The 13,097-nt window shown below is 60.6% G+C and carries 13 protein-coding genes; 6 read left to right on the top strand and 7 right to left on the bottom strand.

Annotation, left to right across the window (positions count from 1 at the left end; translation table 11 throughout):
• Window positions 1-62: 62 nt before the first annotated feature.
• The 3 genes from GV829_RS09695 to dapA are packed head-to-tail and all read right to left on the bottom strand — an operon-like array spanning window position 63 to window position 2,027.
• On the bottom strand, window positions 63-650 hold the full coding sequence (locus GV829_RS09695) for a DUF2062 domain-containing protein (RefSeq protein WP_169946185.1): 588 nt from the start codon (window positions 648-650) through the stop codon (window positions 63-65).
• Between the two features lie 13 nt (window positions 651-663).
• Entirely contained in the window at window positions 664-1,146 is a 483-nt protein-coding gene (gene smpB, locus GV829_RS09690; RefSeq protein WP_169946183.1) for an SsrA-binding protein SmpB, read from the bottom strand.
• Complete coding sequence (gene dapA / locus GV829_RS09685; RefSeq protein WP_169946181.1) at window positions 1,146-2,027, bottom strand: 4-hydroxy-tetrahydrodipicolinate synthase; 882 nt, start codon at window positions 2,025-2,027, stop codon at window positions 1,146-1,148. Before dapA ends, smpB begins: the two co-directional genes overlap by 1 nt.
• 168 nt (window positions 2,028-2,195) lie before the next feature.
• Between dapA and GV829_RS09680 the strand changes: the two genes are divergently transcribed.
• From GV829_RS09680 to GV829_RS09670, 3 genes are all read left to right on the top strand, one after another.
• A complete protein-coding gene (locus tag GV829_RS09680; protein WP_246202818.1) occupies window positions 2,196-4,184 on the top strand; it encodes a lytic transglycosylase domain-containing protein in 1,989 nt (662 codons plus the stop codon).
• Window positions 4,184-4,687, top strand: coding sequence for a transcription elongation factor GreB (gene greB / locus GV829_RS09675; protein ID WP_169946179.1), 504 nt, complete (start codon window positions 4,184-4,186; stop codon window positions 4,685-4,687). Before GV829_RS09680 ends, greB begins: the two co-directional genes overlap by 1 nt.
• 102 nt (window positions 4,688-4,789) lie before the next feature.
• The gene (locus GV829_RS09670) at window positions 4,790-5,467 is read left to right on the top strand and encodes a nitroreductase (protein ID WP_169948192.1); all 678 of its coding nucleotides are present in this window, start codon (window positions 4,790-4,792) and stop codon (window positions 5,465-5,467) included.
• 57 nt (window positions 5,468-5,524) lie between these two features.
• Here GV829_RS09670 and GV829_RS09665 read toward each other — a convergent pair whose 3' ends face one another.
• The 4 genes from GV829_RS09665 to aspS all read right to left on the bottom strand — a co-directional run bounded on the left by GV829_RS09665 (window position 5,525) and on the right by aspS (window position 9,641).
• Complete coding sequence (locus GV829_RS09665; RefSeq protein WP_169946177.1) at window positions 5,525-5,902, bottom strand: tetratricopeptide repeat protein; 378 nt, start codon at window positions 5,900-5,902, stop codon at window positions 5,525-5,527.
• 148 nt (window positions 5,903-6,050) lie between these two features.
• Window positions 6,051-6,869 (bottom strand): polyphosphate kinase 2 family protein, encoded by an 819-nt coding sequence (locus GV829_RS09660; RefSeq protein ID WP_169946175.1) that lies wholly within the window; start codon window positions 6,867-6,869, stop codon window positions 6,051-6,053.
• 88 nt (window positions 6,870-6,957) lie between these two features.
• A complete protein-coding gene (locus tag GV829_RS09655; RefSeq protein WP_169946173.1) occupies window positions 6,958-7,854 on the bottom strand; it encodes an alpha/beta hydrolase in 897 nt (298 codons plus the stop codon).
• Between the two features lie 2 nt (window positions 7,855-7,856).
• Window positions 7,857-9,641 carry an aspartate--tRNA ligase gene (gene aspS, locus GV829_RS09650; protein ID WP_169946171.1) on the bottom strand — a complete coding sequence of 595 codons (1,785 nt, stop codon included), beginning with the start codon at window positions 9,639-9,641 and terminating at the stop codon, window positions 7,857-7,859.
• 172 nt (window positions 9,642-9,813) lie between these two features.
• Between aspS and GV829_RS09645 the strand changes: the two genes are divergently transcribed.
• The 3 genes from GV829_RS09645 (at window position 9,814) to GV829_RS09635 (ending at window position 13,087) form a co-directional block, all read left to right on the top strand.
• Entirely contained in the window at window positions 9,814-11,391 is a 1,578-nt protein-coding gene (locus GV829_RS09645) for a sodium:solute symporter (protein WP_246202817.1), read from the top strand.
• Between the two features lie 114 nt (window positions 11,392-11,505).
• Window positions 11,506-12,687, top strand: a complete 1,182-nt coding sequence (gene rnd, locus GV829_RS09640) for a ribonuclease D (protein ID WP_169946169.1) — start codon at window positions 11,506-11,508, stop codon at window positions 12,685-12,687.
• A 64-nt stretch (window positions 12,688-12,751) separates the two neighbouring features.
• Window positions 12,752-13,087: an I78 family peptidase inhibitor gene (locus tag GV829_RS09635; protein ID WP_169946167.1), complete on the top strand. Its 336-nt coding sequence runs from the start codon at window positions 12,752-12,754 to the stop codon at window positions 13,085-13,087.
• The last annotated feature ends 10 nt before the right edge of the window (window positions 13,088-13,097 follow it).

The following is a 13,097-nucleotide window of genomic DNA, read 5'->3' as shown; positions in this document are numbered from 1 at the left end:
GGCACGCCCGGCTCGAGTGATAGTCAACTATAACGGTGCAATCGTCCGGTTCAATCGTCCGGTCAATCATCAAGTGCTTCGGCTATGGCATGCATCCGCGCCTTGATCCGTTGGCGCAGGCGAATACGCCATTTCTGACGCAGCCAGGCGGTCCAGATGACCGAAGCAAGGACATAACCAATCGCCGCCGACGCCACCGAGACGATCAGCAGTCCTGCAAGGAATGCTGGCGCCGCATCGGAGAGAAACCAGGCGGCCCATTGGCTCATCGACGCCCCTTGGGCCATCAGCCTATCAAATGTCGAGACATCGGCATGCAGGCCAAAGGCCACATTGCCCACATAGACCGAAAAGGCGATGATGAAGGGCGTGGTTGCCGGGTTCGACAAAAAGGTCATTGCTGCGCCGAGCGGGATATTGGCGCGGCAGGGCAACGCTAGCAAAGCCACGCCGATAATCTGAACTCCCGGAAGCAGCAGGAAAATCCCGACGAACAAGCCAAGCGCAACCCCGCGCGGGACCGACCGGCGAGTAAACCGCCACAGTTCGCTGTGACTGATGCGATGGGCAAAGGGCTTTAGCCAGCGGCTTTCCAGCAGCTCTTCACGGCGCGGGCTGTTACGCCTGACCCATTTCCCGAACCTGCTCATCTGCCTGCCTGCCCTAACCCCGGTCCCGCAGGATGCGGCCCTGTTCCCGCTTCCAGTCGCGTTCCTTGATATGCTCGCGCTTGTCATGCGCCTTGCGGCCCTTGGCCAGAGCGAGTTCGACCTTTGCCCTGCCCTGACTGTTGAAATATACCGTTAATGGTACCAGCGTCATGCCTTCGCGGGCAACAGCGCCATGCAACTTGCGGATCTCGCGCGATGACAAGAGCAATTTCCTGAGCCGGCGCGGTTCGTGATTGTAGCGGTTGCCATGGCTGAATTCCGGCACATGACTGTTGACCAGCCACACCTCGCCATTTTTCACTTCGGCATAGCTGTCCGAAATGCTGCCATCACCGAAACGCAGGGATTTCACTTCGGTGCCGGTAAGCGCGATACCTGCTTCGAATACTTCATCAATCGCATAGTCGAAACGAGCGCGGCGGTTGTCTGCCACGACCTTCTTCTTATCGAATGCGCTGTGATGCGGGCGTGCCATCAGAGGGTGACAATCCCCGCATGGGCCAGCGCGGCATCGACGGCCGCGCGGGCAGCAGCATTTGCCGGAATGATCGGCAATCGCACTTCCGGATCAAACCAGCTGTGGATGCGCGACAGGGCATATTTGGCAGGGGCCGGCGACGCGTCGGAGAACATCGCCTTGTGCAGCGGATAGAGGCGTTCATGCAGCTTCAACGCCGCCGCATGATCCCCGCTGACACAGGCGGTGTGGAAATCCGTGCACAGGCCCGGCGCGACATTGGCCGTGACCGATATGCACCCCTTGCCTCCCAGCCCGTAATGCGACAGCCAAAGGTCATCGTTGCCGGACAATTGGCAGAAATCCTTGCCAATGTTCAGCCGATGTTCGGTCACCCGTGCCAAATCGCCGCTGGCATCCTTTACCGCGACAACGCCCGGCAACCGGGCGATCCGGGCCAGAGTGTCGGATGAAATGTCCGTCACGGTGCGTCCGGGCACGTTATAGACCACCATCGGCAGGTCGCTGTGCTCGGCAAGATGGGCGAAGTGGGCGTAAATACCCTCCTGCGTCGGGCGGTTATAATAAGGCGCGACAATCAGCGCGGCGGTGGCGCCTGCCGATTTGGCGAAGGCCATGTGACGAACCGCGGTTGCCGTATCGTTCGATCCGCAGCCAGCGATAACCGGCACCCGTCCCGCTGCCTGTTCGATGACAATTTCGATGACACGATAATGTTCGTCAAAACCAAGTGTCGCCGATTCACCCGTGGTGCCACAGGGGACGAGGGCGTGGCTTCCCTCGGCAATTTGCCATTCGACCAGCTGGCGTAACGCATCGGCGTCAATCAATCCGTCGCGAAACGGTGTCACCAGGGCCGGAATCGAGCCCGCAAACATGGTATAGCTCCTTTACAGGCAGGATTCGTCCGGCCTAGACTCGCGTAAAATGGCGCGGAAAGGCAGGCGCGGTTCGCCCGTTCAGCGCCAGATAAGGAATCGACCCCCATTATGGCAAGCATGGTTTCCAGAATAGCGATTTCGAAGACCGCAGTTTCGCGGATGACGATGGCCGCTTTGCTGCTGACGCCGACCATGTGCATGGCGTCCGAATTGCAGCCTGAACAGCGGGCCTGGTATGCCAGCCGGATAGCCGCCGCGCCGGCAGTCCCTGCCCCGGCGATGCCGCATGCCGCCGCCGAGGCGGTGATCGAATGGCAAGCGCTGACCCGGGTGCAGCGCCCTTCGTTCGATCGGGTTGCCGCCTTTCTGATGGCCAATCCGGGATGGCCCAACGAAGCCGAGCTGAAACGGGCGGCCGAAGCGGCACTCGACAGCGGAGGATTTATTCCGGCGAGTGCCACCGCCTATTTTGACCGTTTCACGCCGACCAATGCAGCCGGACATCTGCGCCACGCGCTGGCTCTGCGCACAGCCAACCGGATGGACGAAGCCAATGCCGCAGCGCGCCGGGCATGGACGAGCGGCGTGCTGAACGCGGATGAGGAAAGCCGGCTGCTTTCCTTTTTCCCTGGCGCCCTGAGTCAGGCGGATCAGGATGCGCGCATGGAGCGACTGCTGTGGAGCGGATCGACAACCGCCGCGACGCGCCAGATCGCGCTCGTATCGCCCGAACGCAGGCTGGAATTTCAGGCGCGGCTCGCCATGCGTTCGCGCGCAACCGGCGCTGCGCTGCGCGCTGCTGAGGCGGAGGCCGCCGATCCCGCACTGGCCCGCACCAACGCCGGCTATCTGTTCGACAAGGCGACATGGCTTGCCGCCAGCGGACAGGCTGGTGCGGCGCGAGCCCTGCTGGCCGGGCCTCGCACTTTGGCAGTCCCGCCACTAGACCCGGAAAAATGGCTTGAGCTGATTGTTGAACAAGCGCGCGGCGCACAACGCGCCGGTGACAATGCCACAGCCTATAACATCGCCCGGCAGGTCGATGATGCACTGCCGCTCGGCACAGTAGTTGTTGAACAAGGGCTGGGGGTGCGCGATGAATATACCAACGCCCTGTGGCTGGCCGCCAACATCGCTCTGAAGCAGTTGGGTCGCCCCCGCGAAGCGGTGGGTCTGTTTGCTCTTTATTCGACTGGTGGCCGATCGCCACAGGTGCAGGCACGAGGCCTCTATTGGGCTGGTCGCGCAGCAATGGCGGCTAATGATCTGACTCTCGCCAACGACTATTTTGGCCGGGCAGCACGGCATTTTGACCAGTTCCATGGCCAGCTCGCGCTCGAGCGCCTTGGTCAGGCGCAGCCGCGTCCGGCCAGTGCCGATCCGGTAAGCTATTCACAGGCTGAACGGGCAGCCTTCGAAGACAGCAGCCTGGTGCGGGCAGCGCGCGTGCTGGGCGAAATCGGCGCCTGGCGGGACCAGTCCCTGTTCTTGCGCGCCATTGCCAACAATGCCCGCAGCGATGCCGACCATTATTTTGCCGCCCGTCTCTCTGGCGAAATCGGCCGCCCCGACCTGGCTGTGATGGTAGGCCGCAGCGCGCGGGTGAACGGTCTCGATGATTATGTTCCCACCGCCTTCCCGATCCTCAACGTTCCGCCGGGGCATGAGGACAATTGGACGTTCATCCACGCCATCACGCGGCAGGAAAGCCAGTTCGACAAGGCGGCGATGAGCCGAGTTGGCGCGCGTGGCCTGATGCAGTTGATGCCGGGCACTGCGGCGGAGCAGGCCCGCTTGCTGGGGTTGGGCTATAATCTGTCCGCCCTGACCAGCGACACGCAGTATAACATGATGCTCGGCAGCGCCTTTTTCCAGCGCATGGTCCGCTATTACAATGGCAGCTACCCGCTGGCGGTCGCGGCCTATAATGCCGGTCCGGGCAATGTGAACCGCTGGTTGGTCGCCAATGGCGACCCCCGCACCGGCAGCGTCGACATACTCGACTGGATCGAGGCCATCCCCTTCACTGAAACCCGCAATTATGTGCAACGGGTGATGGAGAATGCGGTTGTCTATGAGACGATGCGGCCGAATGCTCCGCAAGGGCAGCGCAACTTGCTGAGCACTTATCTCGGCAAATCCACGCCGGGCTGATGGCTGAGGCGCGAGCGCCGGGACAGCCCCGGCCCAACTATATCACACCAGGCGGCTATGCCGCGCTGAAAGCGGAATATGACCATTTGTTGGGCACTGAGCGCCCGGCGATCGTCGAGGTGGTCAGTTGGGCCGCCGGGAATGGCGACCGGAGCGAGAATGGTGACTACCTGTATGGGCGCAAGCGCATGCGCGAGATTGACCGACGGCTGGGCTGGCTGGCGCGGCGGATGAAGGCAGCAAAAATCGTTGACCCGGCGCAACAGCCCGACAAGGCCCGCGTCTATTTCGGCGCGACTGTCACCATTGCTGATGAGGATGATCTGCACCGCACCGTCACGCTGGTCGGTGACGATGAGGCCGAGGCAGGTGAAGGTCGGATCGGCTGGAATTCCCCGCTCGCCCTGGCCCTCCGGGGTGCAGCGGTCGGTGACCTGAGGCGGGTGGCTTTGCCCGCAGGGATCAAGGAATGGGAAGTCATGACAATAACCTATCCTGGCTGATCCCTGCCGCGAGTGACAGGATAAGCCCCGCTTTCCCTGCCCATCCCGTCCGTGCATAGTCCTGCTCACAAACAGGGGGAGGAACTGCGGGTGACAGCGGGCATGGATTATGATGATGTGGTGATGGGGCGGCGGAGCATCCGGGGATACAAGCCCGATCCCGTCCCCATGGCACTGATCCGCGAGGTGATCGCCCTGGCGGTGCGGGCGCCATCCTCGCTCAATACCCAGCCCTGGTATTTCCATGTCGTCACCGGCGAACCGCTGAACCGGATCCGTGCCGGCAATGTCGAGCGCAACCTTGCCGGTGTGCCGGAGTCACGCGAGTTCCGGCGGCAAGAAGCCTATGCCGGGGTACATCGGGACCGGCAGATCGAAATTGCCAAGCAGTTGTTCGGCGCGATGGGCATTGCCCGCGATGACAAGGAAAAGCGGACCGACTGGGTGCTGCGCGGTTTCCGCCAGTTTGACGCACCGGTTTCGGTCGTCATCACCTATGACAAGGCGGTTTATGGAGGGGACATCGCACCTTTTGATTGTGGCGCTGTGACCAATGCGCTGGTCAATGCGGCCTGGTCACGTGGCCTTGGCTGCGTGATCAACAGCCAGGGCATCATGCAAAGCCCGGTGGTGCGTGAACATGCCGGCATCCCGGATGATCAGGTCATCATGATCTGTGTCGCCATGGGCTGGCCCGACGATGATTTCCCGGCCAACGCGGTGGTTTCGAACCGCAAGCCGATGGAAGAGACGGTCAGCTTCGTCGGTTTCGACAGTTAAGACACACAAAAAGAGCCTGCATGACAGCATGCAGGCCTTTTTGCTGAGCGATGTCGATCAGCGAGACGCCATCGACATCTGCAATCGTCCCAGGGCGCGGCGCGCAACATCGCGCGTGTCAGCTGTTTCACCATTGGCCAGCTCAACGATGAAATGTTCTTCACTGTCTCGCACTGCCTGGAAAAGTGTCTGCGCAGTGATGAAACGACCGGCGCGCATGTGCACATATCCGAGGTTGATCAACCGCGCCGGATCCGTCGATGCAACGCCGCTGCCGCGCTCCAACTGGAGCTCGGCAGCCTGAACATCGCCGCGCACCAACGCATCATAGCCAAGCGATCCGACCGGATAGCCGACTTCGCCCGAGCGCTCCTGCGCCAGCGAAGGAGCGGCAAGACCCGCGACGAGCGCTGCAGCTGCAAGGACCTTAAACATGGCACTCTCCTGTGTTTCGCGTGGGCTGAAGCCCTTATGCTGGGGACGATGCCATATTTTTCGATCAATAAAAGAAAAAAGTCATTTTGTCATATTGCTGTAACAATCACGAATGTTCCTGTGCGAATCGCTGACAAGCCGCTTTGGTTTATCCACCGACCACCTGCCCAGCCGTTGAATCCGGTGCTTTCGGTTCATAGCCGAACGCGGCATGGGCCAAGGCCACAACCTCGGCATCAAGCGGCGGGGGGACCATCGGCACAACCGCCTCCAGCGTTTCAACGACATGTGTGAGCGCGGCTATACGCGCTGCCTTTTTGTTGTTGCCATCAATCACCGTCCACGGCGCCCAGCGCGTGTCTGTCTGTTCAAACATCTCGGCGTAGGCCGAAAGATAGTCGTCGCGACGCGCCCGGTTGCGATAATCGTCCTTGCCGGTCTTCCAGCGTTTCCAGGGATCATCAAGACGCTTGGCGAGCCGGCGGTCCTGCTCGGACTGGGTCACATGGACGAACAATTTGATCAGGGTGGTGCCATTGCTGGTCAGCCCGGCTTCGAACTCGTTGATTTCGTCGTAACCGCGCCGCCATGCAGCCTCGCTGGCGAAGCCTTCAACGCGCTCGACCGCGACCCGGCCGTACCAGCTGCGGTCGAACACGGCGATGTCACCTCGGGCAGGCAAGCGTTTCCAGAAGCGCCAGAGAAAATGACGGTTTCGTTCTTCCTCACTGGGGGCACTGATAGGCCAAACCTCGAAATAGCGAGGGTCCCATTCGGCGCAAAGCCGCTGAATAATACCGCCCTTGCCCGCCGCATCCCATCCTTCAAAAAGGATAATGCTGGTGTGGCCCGCCGCTATATGCGCCGCTTGGAGGCGGCCCAAACGCTCTTGCAGTTCAATCAGTCTGGCGGCGTAATCGCCGTCAAATTTCTTGCCCGCCTCATGGTCGGAGAGCTGTATGGACATGGCGACCTCCTTGGGGAGAAAGGCCTCCATCCTAGCAAAATGGGACTTGGCTGGCGAACAGCTTTACCCAGTTTGGTAACCTGTCGAATTAGCTTGCCGACTCAATCTCTTGCATGATGAATGCGGCCAGACGGGCCGGATCTTCCATCGGGATGAAATGTGTACGGTCAGCCCAGTGCAGGTCCCGGCCATGGCGCAGAGCAGCGGCGAGTCCCGGCCAGGTCGGACTGTTGGAAAAGTCCATCAAACCCGACCGCTCCTCCTGCTTGGCGCGAATGACACTCGTCGGGCAGCCTATGTCGCTGATGAAGCAATAGGGATTGCTGCGCCAGCTCCCCATATACACTGACGCTTCGAGAGCTGGCGGGCAGGCCAATTCAAATCCCCCGTCCGGCAAGGGCAACAGGCCATGGCGGCAATAATCTTGAAGGATGTCGGGGAGCCAGGCGTCATAGGGTGCGCGCGAACCCATGCGCTCCACCATCTGTTCCATGCTGTCCCAGTGATTGCGGCGACGGGCAACCGGATGGTCCTCAACCCCGGCGACAGGGCTGGAATTCCCTTCGGGGTACATTGCCGGGTCCATGATCACCGGATCAACGAGGATCAAACGCGCGACCCGCTCTGGATGATGGGCGGCGAGCCAAGCCCCACAGAAACCACCCATGCTATGCCCGGCCACAACCAGCTGGCCGAGGCCAAGGCCTTGCGTAAAGCTGGCCAGATCACTGGCAGTATCAGCCCAATTGCCAAGGCTTTCCGGCCGAAAACTGCGGCCATGGCCACGCGCATCCGGGGCGATCACATGCTGATCGGACGGAAAGCAATCAACCATCGCATCCCAGACACGGGCATGGAACCCGGTCGCATGGAGCAGCAACAGGCTGGGTCGGTCGGGCCGGGCCGCCCCCCATTCGAACCAGCAAATGTCGCCGTCAGCATCGGCAAAGCGATGCTCGACCGGTTGGCGACTGCGCCCAGTCACTGTCAGCCCTGGACCACGCCGGGAGCGAGGCGGATACTGAGTTCCTTGAGCTGCCTTTCCTCCGGATAGGAGGGTGCCCCCATAAGCAGGTCCTCGGCCCGCTGGTTCATCGGGAACAAGGTGATCTCGCGCAGGTTTTGCGCGCCGCAGAGCAGCATTACGACCCGATCGACACCAGCTGCCATGCCACCATGCGGCGGGGCACCATAATGGAAGGCGCGATACATGCCGCCAAAGCGTTCTTCGACGTCAGCCTTGCTCAGACCGACCAGTTCAAAGGCCTTGACCATCAATTCAGGGGACTGGTTACGGATCGAACCCGATGCGATTTCATAGCCGTTGCAGACCATGTCATACTGGAACGCCTTGATCGCCAGCGGATCGCCGCTGTTGAGCGCGTCCATCCCGCCTTGAGGCATGGAGAAGGGATTGTGGGCGAAGTCGATCTTGCCGGTATCGTCGTCTGCCTCGTAAAACGGGAAATCGACGATCCAGCACAGTTCGAACCGGTCCTTGTCGATCAGGCCGAGCGATTCCGCGACGCGGGTGCGGGCCGCACCCGCCAATTTGGCGGCCTGTGCCTCGTTCCCAGCGGCAAAGAAACAGCCATCATCGTGACCAAGGCCCATGGCCGCGTAGAGCGCTTGCATGCCCTCCTCACCATGATTCTTGGCAATCGGCCCGCCAAACTCGCCGCCCTTGCGGGTGACATAGCCAAGGCCGGCATAGCCCTCAGCCCTCGCCCATTCATTCATCTCGTCGAAGAATTTGCGGCTCTTGTCTGCGGTACCCGGCGCCGGAATGGCACGAACCACTCCGCCTTCGCCGACGATTTTTTCAAACAGGCCAAAGCCTGAACTGGTAAAGTGGCTGCCGACATCATGGATGAGAATGGGGTTGCGCAGGTCAGGCTTGTCGCTGCCATATTTGAGCATGGCTTCAGCATAAGGGATGCGCGGGAAGCTGCCCGCCGGGGTGACCGGCTTACCTTCGGCAAAGCTTTCAAACACGCCGGCGATCACCGGCTCCATCGTATCCCACACCTCTTCCTGGGTGACAAAGCTCATTTCGAGGTCGAGCTGGTAGAACTCGCCCGGCAGACGGTCGGCACGCGGGTCTTCATCGCGGAAACAGGGTGCGATCTGGAAATAGCGGTCGAACCCGGCCACCATCAGCAACTGCTTGTACTGCTGGGGAGCCTGAGGCAGCGCATAGAATTTTCCCGGGTGGATGCGGCTGGGCACGAGGAAATCGCGCGCGCCTTCGGGGCTCGACGCGGTCAGGATCGGTGTCGAATATTCAGTGAAACCAGCCCCTTCCATACGGCGGCGCATGTCCGAGATGATCCTGGTCCGCTTGACGATATTGCTGTGCAGCGTGTCACGCCGCAGATCTAGGAAGCGGTAGCGCAGGCGAATCTCCTCGGGATATTCCTGTTCACCGGCGACCGGCATGGGCAGTTCGTCGGCAGCAGCTAGGACGGTGACGCCACGCGCGAACACCTCAATTTCCCCGCTAGGCAGACCGGCGTTCACCGTCGATGCATGGCGCGCTTTCACCTCGCCATCGATCGTCACCACGCTTTCGACGCGCAGCGATTCCAGGATGGGCAGGGCCGGGCTGTCGCTGTCGGCGACAATCTGGGTAATGCCATAATGGTCGCGCAAATCGACGAAGAGCACCCCACCATGATCGCGCTTGCGATGGACCCAGCCTGACAGGCGGATGGTGCTGCCGACGTCGGAACTACGAAGCTGACCGCATGTGTGCGAGCGATAGGCGTGCATGAAACAAGTCTTTCCAATGAATGGAGGACGCGGATGGATGCCGCGCCGGTACTGGCTGCGCCTAACACAGGGGGAGCGGCCATTTGTCAAGGTGGGCGTGCCGCGATGCCACCTGTTCTTCCGTTGCACCCTTGCCAAAGCTTGCCAAAGCGGCAATCCCCGATGCGGGGGGATGGAACGAATGACCTTGGCCTTTACCGCCTTGGACTGGACAATCGTTGGCGGCTATGTGGGAGCGTTGGCCTTGGCTGGCTGGCTTTCAAGCCGACGCGCGATGACCAGCACAGGCGACTATTTTCTGGCAAACCACCATGTGCCGGTGTGGCTGGTGACAGTGTCAGTCCTGTCAACAACCCAGTCCGCAGCCACTTTTCTGGGTGCGCCGGATTATGCCTTTCGCGGCGACTATACCTATCTTGCCAGCAACATCGGCGCGGTCATCGCCGCCTTTGTGGTGGCACATTGGCTGATCCCGCGATTTTACGCGATGCAGGTGACGACCGTCTATGAGCTGCTGGAACAGCGGTTTGACGCGAAGGCGCGGCGCGCGGCAGCGGCCATGTATCTGGTCGGGCGCGTTCTCGCCAGCGGTGCCCGGCTCTATCTGGCGGCCATTGCCGTTTCAATGATGATCTTCCTCGACGTGACCGCAGAGCATATCTTCATTGCCGCCTTGGTGCTGATGCTGTTCGGGCTGGCCTTTACATTGTTTGGCGGTCTCAATGCCGTGATCTGGAGCGATCTGGTCCAGGTGGTCCTCTATGTCGGCGCCGCGCTAATCGTCCTTTGGCTGCTTTGGAACCGAATACCGGCGACCGGGGCTGAGATTGCCGATGCCCTGCGCCATGCACCCGATGGGACCGACAAGTTGCGACTGTTCGACTGGTCAACCGACCTGACGAAACCCTTTTCCATGCTGGCCATAATGACCGGCGTGGTGTTGCTGAACATCGGCAATGCCGGGCTTGATCAAGACACCACCCAGCGTTTCCTTGCCTGCGAGGATGCAAAGGCGGGGAAGCGGGCACTTTTTGCCTCGGCGTTGGCAACCATCCCTGTGGTTCTGATCTTCCTGATGATCGGTTCACTGCTCCACATCTTTTACGAACGGCCTGACCTGATGGTTGGAACGGCGACCGGAGCCACCATGAGCAGCAGCTTTTCCGGTGAGAAGATCACCGTCTTCATGTCCTTCATCCTCAGCGAGATACCGCCTGGCATTCGCGGACTCGTAACCGTCGGGGTGATCGCGGCTGCGGCAATCAACAGTGGCCTCATCTCCATGTCGGCAGTTGTCATCAGCGACTTTTACCGCCCCTGGCTCAAGCTCAAGGGGGCCGAGCCGGATGAAGGGCATTTTGTTGCCGCAGGCCGGTTGATGGTGGTGATATTGGCGATCGCGCTTTTGGGCATGGCGGTGCTGTGTTTCTGGTGGCAACGCTATACCGACATGCCTCTCCTGGAATTTGTGCTTTCGGTCATGGCCTTCGCTTATTCTGGGCTGTTGGGCGTCTATGGCGTCGCGCTCTTTTCCCGGCGCGGATCGTCGGGATCGGTCATTTTGGCTCTGGCAGCGGGCTTTGGTGTAACCTTGATACAGCAGGCCTATATCGTCGACAGTCTGGGCCTGCCCGCCGGATGGAAGTCCTTGGCATTTCCCTGGCAATTGCTGATCGGCACGTCGGCGGCTGCTCTGGTGTGCATGCTGGGCCGTCCAAGCCAAAGGGAGACCGGCTCAACGCTGGCATAGCATTGCTGTTCGGCAGTTGAGCCCCAGGCTTGGGTCGGGGCTGTTCGGATCGTTTCGAAACATGATCGCAAGCATGGGCTTCAAACCTTCAAAGAAACGCATTAAAGCCTTTTCATGACAGGGCATTTGATGATCACCGACAGCGAGACGCTCGCTGCATTCTGCGCCGATATCTGCGCCGCACCATTCATCTGCGTCGACACAGAGTTCATGCGCGAATCGACCTATTATCCGGAGCTTTGCCTGGTACAGGTGGCAACGCCGGAGAGGGCGGCGGCGATTGACCCTCTGGCCGATGGGATTGACCTGCAACCCCTGCTCGACCTGCTCGTCAACAATGAAGACATATTGAAGGTTTTTCATGCCGGCGGGCAGGATGTGGAAATCATCCACAATCTGACCGGCAAAACCCCGCATCCCATATTTGACACTCAGGTTGGCGCCATGGCCCTGGCCCAGGCAGAACAACTTGGCTATTCCAATCTCGTGGAAAGCTGGCTGGGGATCAGCCTCGACAAGGGCGCCCGTTTTACCGACTGGTCACGGCGGCCGCTCGACAAGCGCCAGATCGATTATGCCATCGCCGATGTGACCCATCTGGCGAAAATCTTTCCCATGATGCTCGACAAGTTGCGTGCTACCGGTCGCGGCCACTGGCTCGACGAAGAAATGGAAAAACTGGCCGACCCGGCCAATTATGCACTCGATCCCAATGACGCATGGTCGCGCGTCAAGGTCCAGTCGAGAAAACCCGAGGTGCTTGGCCGGCTGCGCGCGGTCGCGGCATGGCGTGAACGCGAAGCGCGATCAAAGAATTTGCCCCGTGGCCGCATCGCCAAGGATGAGACGCTGGCCGAACTGGCAGCCCATCCACCACGCACACAAGACGATCTTGGCAAAATTCGCGGTCTGTCCTCCAGTTGGAGAAACAATGACATTGGCGCGCGGCTGATGCAGTCACTCGCTTCCGCCGAACCGATGGACCGCCATGACCTGCCCAGTACGTCCCCGCGGGCACCGGGCCTTGGCAAGGAAGGCGCGCTGGTAGCTGACTTGCTCAAACTGCTGCTCAAGATCAGGGCGCGCGAAATGAACGTGGCCGCGCGACTGATGGCGCGATCCGATGAACTCGAACTGCTGGCGGCCGGCGTGCGTGACGGATTGGCGATCTTGACCGGCTGGCGATTTGACATTTTCGGCCATGACGCTCTCGAACTCGTCGAAGGCCGGCTCGGTTTCACCGTAAAGAATGGCAAGTTGCAGATGACCCGGACAGCCGTTGCCGAAGACGCTTGAGCAGTCATCGTCCATTCAGGGCGGATCGGCGATGGCAGCCCCGGGCTAGACTAGGAAAATGACAATGTCCGGCAGAACTATCCACATTTTCGCTCTCTCTGTCCTCGCATTCACAGGCTTGGCCGCCTGTGCGAGCAGTGAACCAGCACCCTATCAGATTGGCCGGCGTGAGCCGATTTCCCTGAGGGATGATGGTGACATGTGTGGGCAAAGCCTGGTCCAGAATTATGTGGGCCTGCGGGCCAATGACACGGTTCGCGAAGAAGTGACCCGTCGCAGCGGCGCCGCGTCGGTGCGCTGGGTTGAGCCTGGCATGGCCGTCACCATGGATTTCCGCGCAGACCGGATGACAGCCGATCTGGATGAAGATGGGGTAGTTGTCTCGCTACGGTGTGGCTGAACAGAGCTGA

Origin of the sequence: Sphingomonas lacunae, from assembly GCF_012979535.1 — a bacterium.
Taxonomy (GTDB): Bacteria; Pseudomonadota; Alphaproteobacteria; order Sphingomonadales; family Sphingomonadaceae; genus Sphingopyxis; species Sphingopyxis lacunae.
This window is presented reverse-complemented; position numbering and strand designations above follow the sequence as displayed.